The organism is Streptomyces callyspongiae (assembly GCF_047200695.1).
Classification (GTDB): domain Bacteria; phylum Actinomycetota; class Actinomycetes; order Streptomycetales; family Streptomycetaceae; genus Streptomyces.
Map to the genome: position 1 here is coordinate 1 of NZ_JBJZOM010000019.1, position 19849 is coordinate 19849.

18 protein-coding genes and 1 pseudogene are annotated in these 19849 nt (G+C 73.0%); 14 read left to right on the top strand and 5 right to left on the bottom strand.

The genetic code is table 11. The features are described from left to right. Both ACL06G_RS17915 and ACL06G_RS17920 read right to left on the bottom strand, forming a co-directional pair. Positions 1 to 658: pseudogene (locus ACL06G_RS17915) on the bottom strand (M4 family metallopeptidase); the annotation flags it as partial. A 435-nt stretch (positions 659 to 1093) separates the two neighbouring features. Further along, positions 1094 to 2281: a pyridoxal phosphate-dependent aminotransferase gene (locus ACL06G_RS17920; protein WP_412787123.1), complete on the bottom strand. Its 1188-nt coding sequence runs from the start codon at positions 2279 to 2281 to the stop codon at positions 1094 to 1096. Positions 2282 to 2474: 193 nt separating this feature from the next. Between ACL06G_RS17920 and ACL06G_RS17925 the strand changes: the two genes are divergently transcribed. From ACL06G_RS17925 to rox, 12 genes are all read left to right on the top strand, one after another. Beyond that, positions 2475 to 2720 (top strand): hypothetical protein, encoded by a 246-nt coding sequence (locus tag ACL06G_RS17925; RefSeq protein ID WP_412836313.1) that lies wholly within the window; start codon positions 2475 to 2477, stop codon positions 2718 to 2720. A 166-nt stretch (positions 2721 to 2886) separates the two neighbouring features. Next, positions 2887 to 3456, top strand: coding sequence for a DUF2617 family protein (locus ACL06G_RS17930; protein ID WP_412787125.1), 570 nt, complete (start codon positions 2887 to 2889; stop codon positions 3454 to 3456). 205 nt (positions 3457 to 3661) lie between these two features. Then, the gene (locus ACL06G_RS17935; protein WP_412787126.1) at positions 3662 to 5335 is read left to right on the top strand and encodes a polyamine aminopropyltransferase; all 1674 of its coding nucleotides are present in this window, start codon (positions 3662 to 3664) and stop codon (positions 5333 to 5335) included. A gap of 98 nt (positions 5336 to 5433) precedes the next feature. Then, on the top strand, positions 5434 to 6450 hold the full coding sequence (locus ACL06G_RS17940) for an SRPBCC family protein (RefSeq protein WP_412836314.1): 1017 nt from the start codon (positions 5434 to 5436) through the stop codon (positions 6448 to 6450). 152 nt (positions 6451 to 6602) lie between these two features. After that, positions 6603 to 7472 (top strand): aldose epimerase family protein, encoded by an 870-nt coding sequence (locus ACL06G_RS17945; protein ID WP_412836315.1) that lies wholly within the window; start codon positions 6603 to 6605, stop codon positions 7470 to 7472. A 55-nt stretch (positions 7473 to 7527) separates the two neighbouring features. Further along, complete coding sequence (gene pyrE / locus ACL06G_RS17950; RefSeq protein ID WP_412787129.1) at positions 7528 to 8067, top strand: orotate phosphoribosyltransferase; 540 nt, start codon at positions 7528 to 7530, stop codon at positions 8065 to 8067. A 248-nt stretch (positions 8068 to 8315) separates the two neighbouring features. Further along, positions 8316 to 9338 carry a class II fructose-bisphosphate aldolase gene (gene fbaA / locus ACL06G_RS17955; protein ID WP_412787130.1) on the top strand — a complete coding sequence of 341 codons (1023 nt, stop codon included), beginning with the start codon at positions 8316 to 8318 and terminating at the stop codon, positions 9336 to 9338. Positions 9339 to 9464: 126 nt separating this feature from the next. Beyond that, positions 9465 to 9878: a DUF3151 domain-containing protein gene (locus ACL06G_RS17960; RefSeq protein WP_412787131.1), complete on the top strand. Its 414-nt coding sequence runs from the start codon at positions 9465 to 9467 to the stop codon at positions 9876 to 9878. Positions 9879 to 10114: 236 nt separating this feature from the next. Beyond that, positions 10115 to 11002, top strand: coding sequence for a tryptophan 2,3-dioxygenase family protein (locus tag ACL06G_RS17965; protein ID WP_412787132.1), 888 nt, complete (start codon positions 10115 to 10117; stop codon positions 11000 to 11002). Continuing rightward, complete coding sequence (kynU, locus tag ACL06G_RS17970) at positions 10995 to 12242, top strand: kynureninase (protein WP_412836316.1); 1248 nt, start codon at positions 10995 to 10997, stop codon at positions 12240 to 12242. The genes ACL06G_RS17965 and kynU overlap by 8 nt, the downstream gene beginning before the upstream one ends. Continuing rightward, entirely contained in the window at positions 12239 to 12976 is a 738-nt protein-coding gene (locus tag ACL06G_RS17975) for an alpha/beta hydrolase family protein (protein WP_412836317.1), read from the top strand. Before kynU ends, ACL06G_RS17975 begins: the two co-directional genes overlap by 4 nt. A gap of 394 nt (positions 12977 to 13370) precedes the next feature. Further along, complete coding sequence (gene rox / locus ACL06G_RS17980; RefSeq protein WP_412787135.1) at positions 13371 to 14846, top strand: rifampin monooxygenase; 1476 nt, start codon at positions 13371 to 13373, stop codon at positions 14844 to 14846. 104 nt (positions 14847 to 14950) lie between these two features. On the opposite strand, the gene ACL06G_RS17985 is transcribed toward rox, so the two are convergent. Continuing rightward, a complete protein-coding gene (locus ACL06G_RS17985; protein ID WP_412787136.1) occupies positions 14951 to 15757 on the bottom strand; it encodes an alpha/beta fold hydrolase in 807 nt (268 codons plus the stop codon). Between the two features lie 75 nt (positions 15758 to 15832). Here ACL06G_RS17985 and ACL06G_RS17990 point away from each other — a divergent pair, with 75 nt between their 5' ends. Then, complete coding sequence (locus tag ACL06G_RS17990; protein WP_412787137.1) at positions 15833 to 16759, top strand: helix-turn-helix domain-containing protein; 927 nt, start codon at positions 15833 to 15835, stop codon at positions 16757 to 16759. 123 nt (positions 16760 to 16882) lie between these two features. Here the strand turns inward: ACL06G_RS17990 and ACL06G_RS17995 are convergent, their stop codons facing one another. Beyond that, positions 16883 to 17074 (bottom strand): DUF6381 family protein, encoded by a 192-nt coding sequence (locus ACL06G_RS17995; protein WP_412787138.1) that lies wholly within the window; start codon positions 17072 to 17074, stop codon positions 16883 to 16885. A gap of 143 nt (positions 17075 to 17217) precedes the next feature. Further along, positions 17218 to 18504 carry an adenylosuccinate synthase gene (locus tag ACL06G_RS18000; RefSeq protein WP_412787139.1) on the bottom strand — a complete coding sequence of 429 codons (1287 nt, stop codon included), beginning with the start codon at positions 18502 to 18504 and terminating at the stop codon, positions 17218 to 17220. A gap of 292 nt (positions 18505 to 18796) precedes the next feature. Here ACL06G_RS18000 and ACL06G_RS18005 point away from each other — a divergent pair, with 292 nt between their 5' ends. Continuing rightward, on the top strand, positions 18797 to 19786 hold the full coding sequence (locus ACL06G_RS18005) for a diacylglycerol kinase family protein (RefSeq protein ID WP_412787140.1): 990 nt from the start codon (positions 18797 to 18799) through the stop codon (positions 19784 to 19786). The last annotated feature ends 63 nt before the right edge of the window (positions 19787 to 19849 follow it).

A 19849-nucleotide genomic window follows, 5' to 3' on the forward strand; every position in this document is an offset into this window, starting at 1 on the left:
CCACCTGGCCGACATACATGCTGTTGCCGGTGCCGTTGTGCACGGCCTGGTACTCGTAGAGCTTCTCGCCGGTGGCGGCGTCGGTGATGACGTGGAGCTCGTTCGGGGTGGCACCGTCGGCCTGCACGCCGCCGATCACGCGCTCCCAGGCCAGGGTCGGGTTGCCGTCCGCGGCCCAGACCACCTTGCGGGGGGCGGTGCTGCCCTCGGCCCTGGCCATGGCGGGCTTGTTCGCCTTCGGCGCGTCCGTCGTGGCGAGCTTGATCGCTGCCTGGACACCCTTGGTGACGCCCGTCTGCTTGCCGGCGGCGTTGCGGTGGACGATGAGGTCGCCGCCGAGGACGGGGAGGCCGGCGTAGGTCCGCTCGTAGCGCACGTGGGTGGAGCCGTCGCGGTTCTTCACGACGTCCTTGACCTCGAGGCCCTGCTTCGCGCCGAGGCCGAGGGACTTCGCCGTCCGCGCCTTCGCCTGGGGGCTGTCCGCCGCCTTGAGCAGCTGGGCGTGCGCGGACGGGGTGAGCGTCGCGGGCAGTGCGCCCATGTCGGGGCCCTGATCGGCCGGGGCGGCGCCTGCGGTTCCCGCGGTGACGCCCGCGACGACGAACGCGGCGGTGGCGGCCAGCGCGGATATCCGGTGCTTGGTGGAGCTGAGTCTCATGCGATGACTCCTCTGCATGCGGCCGGAGGTTGGGGGACCCCCGGGCAGAACCGTAAGGACGCCGAACGGATGCTCGGCATGGGACGGCACGCTGCCACGGAGACGAGTACATGTCACGAGTGCGGAAGCAACGGGTCCGATGTTTGGAGCAGTCGGCCGCGTCCGCATGCCGAACATCCGCCCGTGCGTGCCAATAAGACGCCACGTCAGACGGGCCGGAAGGTGACGTGGTCGTCGACGTTCCGGTGACCAGCAAATTAATCGTCAAAAGTTGTGCCGGGCAGCCGTGCGGCTGCCCGATTCACCGGGTGTGTGGCGGCTGGGTGTTCTGCGTCCGATTCCCCCGCAGTGGGCAGGTGTCGCCTCAGCGGACGGTCGCGATTGCGGTTGCCACGGCCCGGACGCCGACGGACGACCGGTCCCCTGGGACACCGCTCAGGCCGCGGCCCTCAGCCGGTCCGCCGCCTCCGTCAGGACGTCCCGCTGCTTGCAGAACGCGAAGCGGACGTACGGCGCGCCCGCGTCCTCGTGGTCGTAGAAGACCTGGGTCGGGACGGCGACCACGCCGCAGCGTTCGGGGAGCGCGAGGCAGAAGTCCAGGCCGCTCTTCTCGCCCAGCGGCCGGATGTCGGCGGTGACGAAGTAGGTCCCCGCCGGACGCATCACCGAGAACCCCGCATCGGCCAGCCCCCGCGCCAGCAGGTCGCGCTTGCCCCGCAAGTCCTCCCGCAGCTCCTCGTAGTAGGAGTCCGGCAGCGCCAGGGCCTCCGCCACGGCGTACTGGAAGGGGCCCGCGGAGACGAAGGTCAGGTACTGCTTCGCCGAGCGCACCGCGGCCAGCAGTTCGGGCGCGGCGGTCACCCAACCGACCTTCCAGCCCGTGAACGAAAAGGTCTTGCCCGCGCTCGAGATGCTCACCGTGCGGTCCCGCATCCCGGGGAAGGAGGCGAGCGGCAGGTGCTCCCCGTCGAAGACCAGGTGCTCGTACACCTCGTCCGTGACCACCAGCAGGTCCCGCTCGCAGCACAGTTCGGCCACGGCGGCGAGCTCCTCCCGCCGCAGCACGGTCCCCGTCGGATTGTGCGGGCTGTTGAGCAGCAGCAGCCGGGTGCGGTCGGTCACCGCATCGCGCAGCTCGTCGAGATCCAGGTGGAACGCACCGTCGGCCCCCGGCCGGAGCGTCACCGGCACCCTCGTACCGCCCGCCATCGCGATACTTGCCGCGTACGAGTCGTAGTACGGCTCCAGAGCGACGACCTCGTCGCCCGGTTCGACCAGGCCGAGCAGCGAGGCGGCGATCGCCTCGGTCGCGCCCGCCGTGACCAGCACCTCCCGGTCCGGGTCGCAGCTCAGGCCGAGATGGCCGTAGAAGCGCTCCTGATGGGCGGCGACGGCCCGGCGCAGCTCGGGAACCCCGGGACCGGGCGGGTACTGGTTGCCCCGGCCGTCGCGCAGTGCCCGCACCGCGGCCTCCCGCACCTCCTCCGGGCCGTCGGCGTCCGGGAATCCCTGGCCGAGGTTGATCGCTCCGGTGCGCACGGCGAGCGCGGACATCTCCGCGAAGATCGTCGTGCCGAACTCGGCGAGGCGGCGGTTGAGCAGCGGACGTCCGGTGGCTGTCATGCGGTCCATCCTGTGGCACGTCACCGCCGTCCTCAACCCGCCGGAACCGGTGCGGCGGCGGGGACGGCCCGGGTCCGACCTCTGGATTTGCTCAACTCGGGTGTGGCGCGGGACCGCAGTGGTGATACGCAGGTACGTGCGGCGGCGGCCGGGAACACCCGGCAGGGCGGGCCGCCGCGAAAGGGGGAACTTGATGAACAGTGGTGCGGTGGCGGCGGTGGTGGCGCTTCTGGCGCTGGTGGCCGTAGTCGCGACGTTGTGGTCGCGAAGCGGCCGTGGTGGGCGGTCGGCGCGGGGTGCCTCGTACGGCTCGGGCGACTTCCTCCACGACGGCGGCGGGCACGACAGCGGTGATTCCGACAGCGGTGGTTCCGACAGCGGTGGTTCCGACAGCGGCGGTTCCGACAGCGGCGGTTCCGACGGTGGCGGGGGCGACTGAGGCGTGCCACGCCCGATGGGGAGAGTTGAACAGTTGACCACCACGGCCCCCGAGCGGATGGAAACCGGACACGGATGGGCAAAAACGCTGTGTCCGCGGCGAGTTCCGTGATTCGGTGAATGCGCCACCCCCCTTACCACTCGACTGCGTCGTGCGGAGCGGACTCATGCTCACCACCCTCAAGACCGCATACAGCGACACTCGAGCCGGCGACCTCGCCTGGGCGGTCGGTCGCGAACCGTTGCCCGCGCTGGCGACGCTTGGCCTCGAACTCGGTTCCGCGCGAGTGGAGTTGAGACTGCTCGGTGCTTCGCACCAAGTGATCGTGGAGGACGGTCACGCATCGTGCTCGGAGACCGTGGCCTGCCTTCCCGGCAGCAGCGCTCCGCTGCCTGTCGGAGTGTCCAGGCAACTGGATGCATGGGATTACGAGTTCGCCTCCCGCGTGGAGAGCCTCTCGCCCGGTTCCTTCGTGGGTCGGGCCCAGGAGCTGATCGCTCTGGTGGCCGAGCATCCGCAGGGACTGGCGGGCCTCTACCCGGGGAGTCGGCACGCCTTCACCGCGCTGCTCGTGCAGCGCCAGGGCGAGCAGATCCACTGGCGCACCTGGCACTCCTACCCGCAGGAGGGCAGTCTGGTCTCGACCCGGACCCGGGTCGGGCTGTGCGCGCCGGCCGATGGGTCCGGGCGACCCGATGAGGCCGCCGCGCACCTCCGCGAGGAGGCTCTGCTCTGAGCCCGGTGGGCCCGTGACGGACCCGAACGGATCCGGAACGGGCTCGAGGCAGGCCGGAACAGCGCAAAGTGGGCGCAAACGAGCCCGAAAAGGACTCCAGGTACCCCAGGAAGGCCCGAAACGGGCCCGGTGCGAACGGACTTGCTCCGCGAGAGCACACGTGTGGGTGACAGAAGCGACAGATTCCGTCACGTAGCGTCGTGGCATGACCGATACGACCGCTTCCGGCCCCCGGCTGCCCGTACCGGCCGTCGTCGGCCGGTCCGTGGTGCTGGTCTGTGTGTTCGTCTGCGCCGCGTGCGGGCTGGTGTACGAGCTGGAACTCGTCGCGCTGGCCTCGTACCTGATCGGGGATCCCGTCACCCAGGCCTCGATCGTGCTGTCGGTCATGGTCTTCGCCATGGGCGTCGGTTCGCTGCTCGCCAAGCACCTCCGCTGCCGTGCAGCAGTGGGATTCGGAGCCATCGAGATCCTCCTCGCCCTCATCGGCGGCGGTTCCGCGATGGCGCTGCACGCGAGCTTCGCCTGGTTCGGCGTCTCCCGCGTGGTCCTGGTGGCCTTCGCGATGGCCATCGGCATCCTCATCGGGGCCGAGATGCCGCTCCTGATGACCCTCATCCAGCGCATTCGCCGGCAGGACCCGGGCGGGGCCCTCGCGGACCTGTTCGCCGCCGACTACGTCGGTGCCCTGGCCGGCGGCCTGGCCTTCCCCTTTCTGCTGCTGCCGTTCTTCGGCCAGCTGACCGGCGCGTTGATCACCGGCGTGGTCAACGCCCTGGCGGGGGGCGTGGTCGTGCTGTGGCTCTTCCGCAACGACCTGGAGTGCCGCGTGCGCTGCAGCCTGATGGTGACGGCCTGCGCCGTGTGCACCGCGCTCGCCGTGGCGGCCGCGATGGTCGACCCGTTCGAGCAGGCGGCGCGGCAGGCGCTGTACGGCGCCGACGTGCGCGTCGCCGTCGACGCCGACGGGCAGCAACTGGTGCTGACCGGGCCTCCGTTCCCCGAGCGCGGTTCCGCCGGCACCCGTGCGGTCCGGCTCTTCGTGGACGGCCGCCTGCGCGTCTCCTCGGCCGACGAGGAGCGGTACCACGAGGCACTGGTGCACCCGGCGTTCGCCAGCGGGCCGCGCAGGCGGGTGCTGCTGATCGGCGACGGTGACGGCCTCGCGCTGCGCGAGGTGCTGCAGTTCCACGGAGTGCGGTCGGTCACGGTGCTCGTGCAGAACCCGGGCGTGGTCGACCTGGCCCGCTCCGATCCGCTGCTGCGGCGGATGAACGGCGACGCGTTCGCCGACCCCCGGGTACGCGTGGTCACCGCGGACGCCTTCCCCCGGCTGCGCAGCCGCGCTCCGGACGCCGAGCCCTACGACGTGATCATCGCCGACCTCCCGGCCCCGGGCGAGGCGGACGTGACCCGCTACTACTCGGAGGAGTTCTACGGACTGCTCGGGCGGGCCCTCTCGCCCCGCGGCAGGATCGCGTTGTACGCGGGGCCGCCCGACGAGCACCCCCGCGACTTCTGGACGGTCGACGCCACCGTGCGGGCCGTCGGACTCACGAGCACGCCCTACTCCGTCGACGGGCGCGTCCCGGAGGGCGGCGTCGGACACGCCTCGCGGGACCGGACGTCCGACGAACCTGTCGCGGCAGGGAAAGGGGAGCCGCCCGGCCGCGGGCAGCCCGGCGCCGGTGCGTGGGGTTTCGTGCTCGCCGGAAGGAGCGGCGTGCCGCCGGCGGTGCACGCGGTGCCGGGGCCCGGCAGGCCGGGAGGCGGGCTGCTCCGCCGGCAGCCGGCGGCCGAGGGCGTCGACCGGGGCGCGGGGCAGCGCATGCCGGAACTGCCGCCCTCCACGCTGATGCATCCCCGCTACGGCCGCTGAGTCCGTGGCGTGACACCACGGGCACGGTCGGGTGACGGCCCGCGTGGTTTCCGTCGCGCGTGTCACTCGATCGGGACGAGATGGGTAGGCTCCGGGACATGGAGCACGAGGTCTACGTTCCGTTCCCCGTCGGCCCGGTCCGCGAGGTACTCGCCGACCGGGAGCGGGTGGCCTCCTGCGTGCCCGGCCTCCGGCTCGACGCGGTCGGCGACGGGCTCGACGGCCGGCTGCGGGTCCGCCTCGGGGGATCGACGATCACCTACCGCGGCAGCGCGACGCTGGTTCCGCAGGGCGACGGATTCCTGATCGAAGGGTCCGGCACCGAGGCGCGCGGCACCGGATCGGTGACGCTGTCGCTGAAACTGGTCCCCCGGGTCGCGGCGGACGGCGAGGGCACCCGGCTGACCTGTTCCGCGACGATCACCGGCACGGGGCGGATCGCCGACCACGAGGAGAAGACCGCCGCCGGCGCGGGCCGCCGTCTGCTGGACCGTTTCTGCGTTTCCCTCGCCGAGAGCCTTCGCGAGGACGCCTCCGCCCCGGAGCCGAGCGATGACCCCGCGGACGGCACGGAACCCTCCGGCCGCGGACCGGGCACGGCGGGCCGCGAGGCACGGCAGGCCGCCGGCCTGGGCGAGCCGGACGACAACGACCGCGCCATCCCCGGCATCCCCAACCCGGAGAAGGGCGAGCGGGACGCCGCACGCCCCTCGGAGGACGAGTGCGGCGCCGAGGCGGAACCGGCCGCCGACGCCGAACCGACCGTCCCCGCGGCGGACGACGCCGGAGAACCGGCTCCCGAACCGTCGCCCGAGGAGGCGAGCGGCGGTCTCTTCGGGACGGATGTTCCTCCGTCCTCCCTGGACCCCTTCACCGGCGAGGACGAGCCCGCCGAGGAAGACGCCGCCACCGCCGAGGCCGCCCACGCCCGGCGCACCATGATCGGGAGGAGCGCGGAGGAGGTCGACCACGCGCCGCCGCGGGGCCGGTACGCCCCGGTGCCGCCGCCGCAGACACCGTCCGCACCGGCCGCGCTGCGGTGGGCCGGGCCCGCCGCAGCGGCGGCGCTCGCCGGAGCGGTCGTCCTGACCAGGGTGCTGCGCCGACGCCGCTGACGTCGCACTCGCGACACTCGCCGCCGCAGGCCGGGTGCTGCCGGCGACCCGGCCTGCGTTCGCCGAACACGCTCTTCGGCCGAGCCGCACGCGACAGCGCCGACGTGCCCGGCCCGTGACGAGCCGGTGGCACCCTGGCCTAGGGTCGGGTCATGACTCGAAGCCCCAGGGAATCGGCGGCCGCGGTGACGCTGCGCGCGGGCGACGCCGTCGCCGTCGTCGAGCCGGATCGCGGGTGCCGACTGGCGTCCCTCAGCACGCGCGGCACCGAACTGCTGGAGCGGGGAGCCGGGCGCGGTGCCTTCGTCATGGCTCCGTGGTGCGGTCGCGTCGACCACGGACGGTTCCGCAACGGCGGCGACGTCTACCAGCTTCCCGTCCCGCCCTCCGGGAACGGTACCGATCGGGAGGGCCGAGGGAGCTGGGAGCAGGGGCCGCACGCCCTGCACGGCACGGTGCGCGACGCCGCCTGGCGGACCGTACGGGTGGACGAGCGCTCCGCCGCCTTCACCGTGGACCTGACGGAACCGTGGCCCTGGGAGGGGCGGGTGACCCAGTTGGTGGAGCTTGCCGCCGATGGCACCGGGATCACGCTGACCCTCGGAGTGGAGACCGCCGGTGAGTCCTTTCCGGCCCAGGCCGGATGGCACCCCTGGTTCCGCAGGACACTCCGCGACGGCGGGGCTCCGGCACGGCTGGACTTCGCGCCGGAGTGGCAGGAGGAGCGGGGCGAGGACCACCTTCCCACCGGGCGGTGCATCGAGCCGACGAACGGTCCGTGGGACGACTGCTTCGGGATGCCGCACGGCGTCGACGCCACCCTCACCTGGCCGGGGGAGCTCGAGGTCGCCGTCACCAGCCGGGCCGAATGGCTCGTCGTCTACGACGAGCAGCCGGACACGGTGTGCCTCGAGCCGCAGACCGGCCCGCCCGACGGTCTGAACACCCTTCCCCGCTTCGTCACACCGATCGAGCCGTTGGAGGTCTCCACCACCTGGAACTGGCGGCACCTCGCCGGATGAGGCTGTCCCTACCGCGCGGCCGTGCGGCACCCCGGCTGGCATAGGGTGCGGTGCCATGGACGACACGCGTGCGGCACTGCTGGAACAGATCAGGGACAAGGCCGTGGTGCACGGCAGGGTGACCCTCTCCTCCGGAGCGGAGGCGGACTTCTACGTCGACCTGCGGCGGATCACGCTGGACGGCGAGGCCGCCCCTCTCGCGGGTCGCGCGATGCTCGACGCGACCGCCCACCTCGACTACGACGCCGTCGGCGGTCTGACGCTCGGCGCCGATCCGGTCGCCGGCGCGATGCTCCACGCCGCCGCCGCACGCGGACGGGCCCTCGACGCCTTCGTGGTGCGCAAGAAGGGCAAGGCGCACGGCCTGCAGCGGCGCATCGAGGGCCCGGACATCGCGGGCCGGCGGGTGCTGGTGGTCGAGGACACCTCGACGACCGGCGGCTCCCCGCTGACCGCCGTCGAGGCGGCGCGCGAGGCCGGCGCGGAGGTCGTCGGGGTGGCGACCCTCGTCGAACGGTCCGCGGCCTCCGCGATCGCCGAGGCCGGACTGCCCTACGTCCACGTGTTCGACCTGGCGGACCTCGGTCTGGCCTGAGCCCGTCCCCGGGCCCGTCGCCGTCGCAGTGCCCTGCCGTGCCCTGCCGTGCCCTGCCGTGCCCGCGTTTCACGTGGAACCGTGGTATCGACCCGCCCCGCGTGCCGGGCCCCGGCAGGGGCCGGGCGGCGGGGGCGGGTCTGAAAGGATGGGGACGACGATGACGTCGCTGCCCGGCAGAGCCCGGCTCCGCTCCCCGACCGCGGAGCGCGCGGCCCCGCACAACGCACACCACAAGGAGCGGACAGATGCCCATCGCAACCCCCGAGATCTACAACGAGATGCTCGACCGGGCGAAGGCAGGCAGGTTCGCCTACCCGGCCATCAACGTCACCTCGTCGCAGACCCTGCACGCCGCGCTGCGCGGTTTCGCCGAGGCGGAGAGCGACGGCATCATCCAGATCTCCACCGGTGGTGCGGAGTTCCTGGGCGGCCAGTACGACAAGGACATGGTGACGGGCGCCGTGGCGCTGGCCGAGTTCGCGCATATCGTGGCGGAGAAGTACCCGGTCAACATCGCCCTGCACACCGACCACTGCCCGAAGGGGAAGCTGGACGGCTACGTCCGCCCCCTGGTCGAGATCTCCAAGGAGCGCGTCGCCGCGGGCCGCAACCCGCTCTTCCAGTCCCACATGTGGGACGGCTCGGCCGAGAACCTGAAGGACAACCTGGAGATCGGGGCGGAGCTGCTCGCCGCCACCGCCGCCGCCAGGATCATCCTCGAGGTCGAGATCACCCCGACCGGCGGTGAGGAGGACGGCGTCAGCCACGAGATCAACGACGAGCTGTACACGACGGTCGACGACGCGGTCCGCACCGCGGAAGCGCTCGGACTGGGCGAGAAGGGCCGCTACCTGCTCGCCGCCTCCTTCGGCAACGTGCACGGCGTGTACAAGCCCGGCAACGTCGTGCTCCGCCCCGAGCTGCTGCGCGACCTGCAGGACGGCGTGGGGGCCCGGTTCGGCAAGGAGAACCCGTTCGACTTCGTCTTCCACGGTGGTTCGGGCTCCACCGACGAGGAGATCGCCACCGCGCTGGAGAACGGTGTTGTGAAGATGAACCTCGACACCGACACCCAGTACGCGTTCACCCGCCCCGTCGCCGACCACATGTTCCGCAACTACGACGGTGTGCTGAAGGTCGACGGCGAGGTCGGCAACAAGAAGGTCTACGACCCGCGCAGCTGGGGCAAGGCTGCAGAGAAGTCCATGGCCGAACGGGTGCAGCAGGCCTGCACCGCCCTGCGGTCCACCGGCACCCGCCTGAAGTGATCCGTCGGTGGCGGCGCGTCCGCGCCGCCACCGCGCGCACGGGCAGGCCCCGGTACCGACGGTGCCGGGGCCTGTGCGCTGCGTGGCCCTGTCCGTGCCAACCCGGAAGAAAGGCAGACTGGAGACATGACGCTGCACGAGAACCTGCTCGGGGGTCCGCCCCCGACCCACCTGCCGGACGACCCCGAGCCGCGTGAGCTGCTCGCCTCGGGAACCGCCCCCGCCGATGTCGCGGCGAAGCACCCCACGTCCTCGCTGGCCTGGGCGCAGCTCGCCGACGACGCCTTCACCGCCGGCCGGACCGTGGAGTCGTACGCCTACGCCCGCACCGGGTACCACCGTGGCCTGGACGCGCTGCGGCGCAACGGCTGGAAGGGTCACGGGCCGGTGCCCTTCGAGCACGAGCCGAACCGCGGCTTCCTGCGCGCCCTGCACGCGCTCGCCCGCGCGGCGCAGGCGATCGGGGAGACCGAGGAGTACGAGCGCTGCAGCACCTTCCTCAAGGAGAGCTCGCCGACGGCTGCCTCGACGCTGTCCTAGTGCTGTGACCGGGCCCTGCCCGAACCGCCGGCAGATCGCGGGCGGAAGCGGCGCATGGCGCCCGTGTCGCTTGTCATGGCATATGCCCGGCCAGGACTTGTCCCGGCCGGGCATGCTCGCGATGATGTGGTGCGGGTCCGCGTTCCGCACGCACGGGCCCGAGGGGACCGGGGCTCCATCGCCGAGAAGGAGGGAGCGGACCGCTACCCGGACGCCATGAGCTACGGAGACACCAGATGTCCCACGACACCGGCGTTCCCGCCGATCCGCAGCCGTCCGACGACGGCCGGCAGGGCCCGACCGACGGCATACAGCCCCCCGGACTCGACTTCGCGGGCACCACGCCGTACGAGGACTACGTGCAGGCGGACGTCCTCACCCACCTCCAGCACCCGCTCTCCGACGATCCCGGGGAGATGGCCTTCCTCGTCACCACCCAGGTCATGGAGCTGTGGTTCACCGTCATCGTCCACGAGTGGGAGACCGCCGCGCGTGCACTGCGCGAGGACGACCTGACCGGCACGCTCGCGGCGCTGAAGCGCTCGACGTACCAACTGCAGGCACTCAACGCCTCCTGGGAACCGCTCGCCCACCTGACGCCCGCGCAGTTCAACGCCTACCGCTCCGCGCTCGGCGAGGGCTCCGGCTTCCAGTCGGCCATGTACCGGCGCCTGGAGTTCCTGCTCGGCGAGAAGTCCGCCTCCATGCTGGTGCCGCACCGCGGCGCGCCCCGCGTGCACGCCGAACTGGAGAAGGCCCTGCACCAGCCCGGCCTCTACGACGAGGTGCTGCACTACCTCGGCCGCCGCGGCGAGGACGTGCCCGAGCACGTACTGCGGCGCGACGTCACCGTCCGGTACGAACCCGACCCCGCGGTGGAGGCTGTCTGGACCCGCGTCTACGCCTCCGAGGGCCGCGAGGGATCCGACCTCGTCCGGCTCGCCGAGGCCCTGACGGAGGTCGCGGAACTGGTGTGGCGCTGGCGCAACGACCACCTCGTCGCCACCCGCCGTGCGATGGGCTCCAAGGCGGGCACCGGCGGTTCGGCGGGTGTCGCCTGGCTCGAGAAGCGCGCCGCGAAGAACGTCTTCCCCGAGCTGTGGAGCGCGCGCAGCCATGTCTGAGACCTCCACCGCGGTGCCCGGCCCCACCGCGACGCAGCCCGGACCGGCCGCCGAGGCCGCTGCGCTGGACGCCGCCGACCCGCTGCGCGCGAAGCGCGCGGAGTTCGTTCTCGACGACACCGTGTACCTGGACGGCAACTCGCTCGGCGCACTGCCGGCCGCGGTTCCCGGACGCCTCGCCGATGTGGTGCGGCAGGAGTGGGGCACAGGGCGCATCCGTTCCTGGATGGAGGCCGGTTGGTGGGAGGCGCCCGAGCGGGTCGGCGATCGCCTCGCTCCGCTCATCGGCGCCCCGCCCGGGAGCGTCGTGGTGTCCGACTCGACGAGCGTGAACGTCTTCAAGGCCGTCGTCGCCGCGGTGCGTCTCGCGCAGCAGGACAGTGCGGACCGCCGGGAGATCCTGGTCGACGCCACCACCTTCCCCACCGACGGCTACCTCGCGGAGTCGGCGGCGCGGATGACGGGCTGCACGCTGCGCGCCGTGCCCGCCGGCCGGATGCCGGCCGAGGCCGGTCCGGGGACGGCCGCGCTGCTCGTCAACCATGTCGACTACCGCACCGGCGAACTGGCCGACCTGGCCGGGACGACGGCCGCCGCGCACCGCGTCGGCGCACGCGTGGTGTGGGACCTGTGCCACAGCGCGGGCGCCCTGCCGGTGGACGTGGAGGACCACGGGGTGGACCTCGCGGTGGGGTGCACCTACAAGTACCTCAACGGCGGCCCCGGTTCGCCGGCCTTCCTCCACGTCCGGCCTGACCTGGCCGACCGGTTCGACTCGCCGCTGCCCGGCTGGACCTCGCACGCCGACCCGTTCGCCATGTCGTTCTCCTACGCACCGGGAGAGGGCATCGCACGCGGCCGCGTCGGCACACCCGACATCCTCTCGCTGCTCGCGCTGGAGGAGGCGCTGACGGTGTGGGAGGGCGTGGACGTCCACGCGGTCCGGGAGAAGTCCCTGGCCCTGACCGACTTCTTCCTGCGCTGCCTCGACGCCCACGTACCGGCGGGGCTGCTGCGGGTCGTCACGCCGCGGGAGCACCACCGGCGCGGCAGCCAGGTCTCGCTGGCCTGCGACGACGCCGGATCGGTGATGGAGCGGCTCATCGCGCGCGGTGTCGTCGGCGACCATCGGCGCCCCGACGTGCTGCGCTTCGGATTCGCGCCGCTGTACACCTCGTTCGCGGAGACGGAGCGGGCGGCGCGGGTGCTCGCGGAGGTGCTGGCAGAGGGCCGCGGGTGAGCGGCTCGGCGGAGCAGGGGACCGACGCGGGGGAGTGGGCGGCGCTGTCCGCCCTCCCCCCGGTCGCTCCCGACAGCACCCTGCGGTACGGGCCGCATCCCTCGCAGCTGGTCGACCGGTACGGCCCCGACGACGGTCCGCGCGTCACCGTGCTCCACGGCGGCTTCTGGCGGGAGGCGTACGACCGGTCCCATCTCACGCCCGCGGCCGGTGCGTTGGCCCGGCGCGGGTGGACGGTCGACCTGGTCGAGTACCGGCGGGTCGGAGGCGGTGGCGGCTGGCCGGCCACGGCCGACGACGTCGCGGCGGCGCTCGACCTGCTGGGCGGCCCGCCGCACGTCCTGCTGGGCCACTCCGCGGGCGGGCAGCTGGCGCTCTGGGCGGCGTGGCGGCGCGAACGGGCCGCGTCGGCCCGGGTGCTGGCCGTGTCACCGGTCGCGGACCTGGCGCGGGCGCACGAACTGGGCCTGAGCGCGGGGGCGGTGGCCGCGTTCCTCGGCGGCCCGGAACACGTGGCGGAACGCCTGCCCGAGGCCGACCCGATGCGGTTGTTCCCCCGTACTCCGGTGGAGATCCTGCACGGCACCGCCGACGGGAGCGTGCCCGTCGCACTCTCCCGCCGCTACGCGAACGACTGGGGCGCCCGCCTCCATCTGCTCCCGGGCGTGGGCCACTTCGCCCCGCTCACGCCGGGCAGTGCGGCGTTCGACGTCCTGCTCTCCGCGCTGGACTGAGCAGTGGCGCTGGGGTTCGGCGCGCTGCCGGTCCGGCCCGTCAGCCGTGCCGCCGTTCCGTCCGGTGATCGGGTCATGACGGAACGGTAGCCGCCAACAGTTCTGTGCGAAGGGTTTTTTGCGAAGGGCGGCACGAGCGTGGAGGAGCCGTCCGCAGGTACGAAAAAGGGCAGGGAGCGCTCCCTGCCACTCTCAACATATAGCGCACGGGGGGCCTTGCGGCAAGACCCCACTGCTGTCGCAGAATGACCGGCCACGGCCGCAACGCAGGGATATGAGAGATCGGTCCTGTGTGTGCGCTTCTGTCCGCCGGGTGTTCCTCGCGGGCTCCCGGGCTCCCGGGAGGCGGGCAGCTGCGGCCGGTCCATCCCTCCCTGCGTCGAACGGGCTCCTCGTGACCAAACTGACCAATCCCACCGGGACGACCGATCCGACCGAGACGGCCGATGTGATCGTGGTGGGCGGTGGACCGACGGGGATGATGCTCGCCGGCGAATTGCGACTGCACGGCGTGCGGGTGCTGGTGCTGGAGAAGGAGACGGAGCCCGCGGCGTACGTCCGCTCGCTCGGCCTGCACGCCCGCAGCATCGAAGTCATGGCCCAGCGGGGACTGCTGGAGCGGTTCCTCGAGCACGGCACCACGTACCCGCTCGGCGGCCTCTTCGCCGGCATGATGAAGCCGCCCGTCGAGCGGTTGGACACCGCGCACGGCTACATCCTGGGCATTCCGCAACCCCTCACCGACCGCCTGCTGAGCGAGTGGGCCGCCGAGCTCGGGGCCGGGATCCGGCGCGGCAGCGAACTGACCGGACTGAGCCAGGACGAGGGCGGCGTGACCGCCGAACTGGCCGACGGCACGCTGCTGCGAGCGCGCCACCTCGTCGGGTGCGACGGCGGGCGGAGCACGGTGCGCAGGCTGCTCGGCGTCGGTTTTCCCGGCGAACCCTCCCGTGTCGAGACACTGCTCGGAGAGATGGAGGTGACCGCCCCGCCGGAGAAGGTGGCCGAGGTGGTGGCCGAAGTCCGCAAGACACAGCTGCGGTTCGGGTTGGGGCCGGTCCGCAACGGGGTCCACCGCGTCGTCGTGCCCGCGGAGGGAGTGGCCGAGGACCGCGCGGTGCCGCCCACTTTGGAGGAGTTCCGGCAGCAGCTGCGGGCCGTCGCCGGCACCGACTTCGGTGTGCACGCGCCGCGTTGGCTGTCCCGCTTCGGGGACGCCACCCGGCTCGCCGAGCGCTACCGGGTGGGGCGGGTGCTGCTGGCGGGCGACGCGGCGCACATCCACCCGCCTACCGGCGGCCAGGGGCTCAACCTCGGTATCCAGGACGCCTTCAACCTCGGCTGGAAGCTCGCCGCCGAGGTGGCGGGCTGGGCACCGGAAGGACTGCTGGACAGCTACCACGCCGAGCGCCACCCGGTCGCTGCCGACGTGCTGGAGAACACCCGCGCGCAGATGCACCTGATGTCCACCGACCCGGGGCCGGTGGCGGTGCGCCGGCTGCTGTCCGAACTGATGGACTTCGAGGACGTGAACCGGTACCTGATCGAGAAGGTCACCGCTCTCGCGGTGCGGTACGACTTCGGCGACGGACACCCCCTGCTCGGCACCCGCATGCCGGACGTCGGCCTGCCGGACGGCCGCCGCCTGTACGCGCTGCTGCACCGGGGGCGCGGCCTGCTCCTCGACGGGACGGGCCGGCTCGGCGCCCCGGGCCGGCAGGACCGGGTCGACCTCGTCGCCGCGAACAGCGACGAGGTGGACGCCCCCGCCGTGCTGCTGCGGCCGGACGGCCACGTGGCCTGGGCCGGTGAGGACCAGCGGGAGCTGGACGCGGCCCTGGCACGGTGGTTCGGAGCCGCCGCCCGATGAGCGGGTGCGCGACGGGCCGCCGCTGACGGGGGTGTGGTTGTCCCGCCCCCCGGCCCGGGACAACCACACTCCCCCGCGGTGCGCCCCGCGCACCGCTCCGCGGCTCACCCGACGGGCAGCCGCTGCCCTTCTCCCGCGGCCGCCCGCCGCAGGACATCGGCCAGTTCGCCGGGTACCGAGAACATCGGCCAGTGGCCCGTCGCCAGTTCGAACAGGCCGGTACGCGGGTCGGTGAGCGCCCGGCGGCGCTCGTCGTCCGCGGCCATGCCGCGCACCAGGGAGGCGACGTCGGCGATGCCGGGACCCGGGCCCGCCGTGCACAGCACACCGCTGACCGCGATTCCCTTCGAGCCTCCCGTCAGCCGCAGCGGCCGGTCCATGGTGTGCAGCGGTTGCGGGCCCGAGAGCGCGGCCAGCCGTGCCACCTGGTCGTCCGCCATGCCGGCGACGTTGCCCCAGGCCCGCCACTCCGCCTCGGTCGGCGAGGGCACCCGCCACCCGTCCTCCGCCCGGTCGGCCAGGCCCAGCACCCGGGCGCGCGTCGCCTCGTCGGGCATCTGCTCCCGTGCCTGTTCCAGCATCGACGCACCGTCCTGGGGCATCGGCGCGTCCACGTACACGATCCGCCGGACCCGCTCCGGACGCCGGTCGGCCGCGCCGACCACCGGGTAGATGCCGTAGCAGTGTCCGACCAGCACCACCTCCGGAGCGCCGAGGTGGTCGATCAGCTGCACCAGGTCCTCGATGTGGGTCTCCAGGTCGGTGTCCGGCCCCGCCAGGTGCCGACGGTCGCCCATGCCGGTGAGCGTGGCCGGGTGGGCCTGCTCGCCCGCCTCCCACAGTCGTGCGCTCACCCCCTCCCAGATCCAGCCGCCGACGTAGCCGCCTCCCACCAGTACGAACGCCGTCATGGGTGCCTCCTCGTCTCCCGCGGTCCGCCCGCGGCGCGGGTACCGTAGGAACTCCCCCTGAGGGAGGTTCAAGTCGTGACGGCGAACGGCACGTGGAGCATCGGGGAACTCGCCGAACGGGCGGGGGTGACGGTCAAGACGGTCAGGTTCTACTCGGACCGCGGTCTGCTGCCCGAGGCGCACCGCAGCACCGGAGGGCACCGCAGGTACGGCCGCGACGCACTCGACCGGCTGCGGCTGATCCGTTCCCTGCGCGCCCTCGACCTGCCGGTGCCGGACGTGGGCCGTGTCGTGGAGAGCGAGACCGCTCTGGAGGACGTCGTCGCGGACCGGCTCCGTCGGGTGGGGTCCCGCCTGTCCGCGCTGCGCTGGCAGGAGGCCGCCCTCCACCTGCTGCGGGACTGCCCGCCCGCGGAACGCCCCGACCGGCTGCGCCTGGTCGGCTCGCTGCCCGTCCCGCCCAGCACGGACCCCATGGCCCGTTTCTGGCGACGCGTGCTCCCTCCCCGGATCCCCTCCCGGCTGCTGTCGTCGATCCTGGAGCGGATCGTGCCCGTCGCTCCCACCGATCCCACGCCGGAGCAGGCCCTCACCTTCGCCCGCCTGCACGCTCTCGCGTCCGACCTGGCCCGCGTCCCCGACATCCGGCTGCCCGCCTTCACGGCGCCGGACGCGGACTGCCGTCCGGCGGTGCTCTACGAGGGGCTCGTCGAGGCCTTCTCGCTCGCCGAGGCCGAGGTCGCGGCAGGGCGGCCCCCGCACGAGGGGGAGGCGCTCGACTGCTTCGTGGCGGCCTATGCCGCCTTCCACGGCGCCGGGACACCGGACACGCCGGTCTTCCGGCACCGTCTCGACGGGCTGCTCACCCGCATCGACTTTCCTGTGCTCGCCCGGTACTGGCACCTCACCACGGCGCTCTCACCGGCGATGGAGCCCACCTTCGGCCGTACCCACGGCTGGCTCCACGCGGCGCTGGGCGGGCAGGTCCCTGCGGCCCCCTGAGCGGCCGATCCGCTCCGTTTGCACGCGGATACGGGGCGCGTCACGCGCTCCCCGGCTCTCCACCGGACACACCGGTACCGGGCCCCCACGGCGAGATCGTCGACGGGCCGGATCCTCGGTCGGTCACAGGGGCGGGTAGATGTCGCCTCCTGCCATCCCGCTCTCCTGCTCGCAACGGCTCTCCATGCGGCGTGCCTTCTCGCGGAGCCGCTCCCGCTGCTCCGGATCCTGCGTCCGCTCCGCCGCCTCGGACAGGTCGCGCAGCTGCGCCCGCATCTGCTGAACCCGGCGCCGCGACTCTTCCTGCGCAGTCATGGTCACTCCCTGGAACTGGGGGAGAGTGGTGCATTTCCTATCGAAGCAGACAGGGGGCCATCTCGTCACCCGCACGCGGCGGTGGACGCAGCGGGTGTGCGCGGGTGCGCCGACGCGGCGGCGCACCCGCGGTTCCCGGGCGGTCAGTCCAGGAAGCTGTTGATCTGGATGGTTTCGTCGCGGCCGGGACCCACGCCGATGGCGGAGATCGGCGCACCGGACATGTCCTCCAGCGCCCGCACGTAGTCCTGGGCGTTCTTCGGCAGCTCGGCGAAGGTCTTCGCCTTGGTGATGTCCTGGGACCAGCCCGGCAGGTACTCGTAGACCGGCTCGGCGTGGTGGAAGTCGGTCTGGCTGTAGGGCAGCTCCTCCACCCGCTTGCCGTCGATCTCGTAGGCGACGCAGACCGGGATGCGCTCCCATCCGGTGAGCACGTCCAGCTTGGTGAGGAAGAAGTCGGTGAGCCCGTTGACGCGCGTCGCGTAGCGCGCGATCACCGCGTCGAACCAGCCGCAGCGCCGGTCGCGGCCCGTGGTCACGCCGCGCTCGCCGCCGATGTTCCGCAGTGCCTCGCCGTCCGCGTCGAAGAGTTCCGTCGGGAACGGGCCGGCACCGACGCGTGTGGTGTACGCCTTGAGGATGCCGATGACCCGGCTGATCTTCGTCGGCCCGACGCCCGCGCCCGTGCAGGCGCCGCCCGCGGTCGGGTTGGAGGAGGTGACGAAGGGGTACGTGCCGTGGTCGACGTCCAGCAGCGTGCCCTGGCCGCCCTCGAACAGCACGACCCTGCCCGCGTCGACCGCCTCGTTGAGGACGAGCGACGTGTCGCAGACGTAGCCGCGCAGCCGGTCGGCGTAGCCGAGCAGCTCCTCCACGACCTGCTCGGTGACGATGGCGCGCCGGTTGTAGAGCTTGGCGAGCACCTGGTTCTTGAAATCGAGCGCGGCGTCGACCTTCTGCGTCAGGATCGACTCGTCGAAGAGATCCTGCACGCGGATGCCCACGCGGTTGATCTTGTCGGCGTAGGTCGGCCCGATGCCGCGGCCGGTGGTGCCGATCTTCCGCTTCCCCAGGAAGCGTTCCGTCACCTTGTCGAGCGTCTCGTGATACGGGGTGATCAGATGCGCGTTACCACTGAGCAGCAGCTTGGAGGTGTCGACGCCGCGCTCTTCCAGTCCGCTCAGCTCGGAGAGCAGGACCGCGGGGTCCACGACGACGCCGTTGCCGATGACGGGGGTGCACTCCGGTGACAGGATGCCGGAGGGGAGCAGGTGCAGCGCGTACGTCTGGTCGCCCACGACGACCGTGTGACCTGCGTTGTTGCCGCCCTGGTAGCGCACCACGTAGTCGACGGAGCCGCCGAGCAGGTCGGTTGCCTTTCCCTTGCCCTCGTCACCCCACTGAGCACCGAGCAGCACAAGTGCGGGCACAGGCGTACACCCCTTCCGGGCGGGGCATGTCCCACGTGCGTGGCGCTTGTCGCCTCGCGACGGCCGTGGAACCGGTACCCCGGATAGATGAAGCCCCTGGCGCAACAGCGACAGGGGCTCTTGCACCCAGAGATTACCGGAACGGATCGCCGGGGGGCGAACGCCCGCGGCCCTGCGCCGGGTGGCACGGTACGGGGTGCCCGCCGGGGGTACGGCCCGGTGGCCGCCGCCCGGCCCCTGCGGGGTCGGCGCGGTGCGCGGGCGCCCGAGGACACCTGGAGAGAGGAACGACGTGTCGGCTCCGGACCTGCTGGTCGTCATCGATCCCGTCGCGAGGGCGACGGACGGGGAGTCCGTGCGGATCACGCGGGACGTGCTCTGCGCAGGGGCACGCGACGCGAAGGTGTGCGTGCCGGACGGCCCTGCCGAGATGGCGCGGTTCCTCGCCAGACGGGGCGGTCGGCGACCGGTGGTCGTCGGTGACGACCGTGCGCTGCTGCGTGCGGTGCAGGTGCTGCACCGTGAGCGGGAGCTGGCCCGGTGCGCGCTCTCCGTGGTGCCCGTGGGCGCCGCGTCCGCGACCGCGCTGACCCGCTCGCTGGGTGTCCCCGGTGATGCGGTGGAGGCGTCGCGCGCGGTGCTCGGCGGAACGGACCGGGCCATGGACCTGCTGGTCGACGACAGCGGCGGCGTGGTGCTGGGTGCACTCAGCGTGCCGGCGCGGAGTGCGCCCGAGGGCGTGGCACGGGAGGGCCGGGTCCCGGAGCAGCGGGAGGCGCCGGAGGACTCCGGTTCCGGGGTGCCGCCGGCCGCGGACCCGGCCGAAGGTGGCGGGCCCGGGGCGGAGCGGATCCCCGCGCTGCGCGGCTACCGCTCCCTGGTGCGGTCGCTGGCGGCCCGGCCGCTGCCGGTGCTGGGAGCCCTGGCCGGTGGCGTGGCGGCGGTCGGCGGGGGTGCCGGGGCGGTGCACCGGCTGCGGGTGGAAGCGGACGGCACGGTCCTGGCGGACCTGGACCGTCCGGTGGCCGGGGTGTCGGTGGCGCCGGGCGGGAACGGTACGGCGCTGGTGACGGTGCGCCGCCGGATGTCCTCCGACGCCGTGTGCGCCCGGGCCCGCAGCGTGACGGTGTCGGGGCCGGACTTCCGCTACCGGGCGGACGCCGTGGTCGGCGGGCCGGTGCGGGTGCGCACCTGGACGGCGCTGGGGACGGCCTGGTGGTTGAGGCTCCCGGTGCGGTGCGCTGCGGACGGTGCTGGAGAGGGGACCGGCGGGCGCGACTGAGCGGTCCGCCCCGCCGGTCCGAGCGGTCCGCCCCCGCCTGCGGGGGCGGACCGGGCCGTGTGC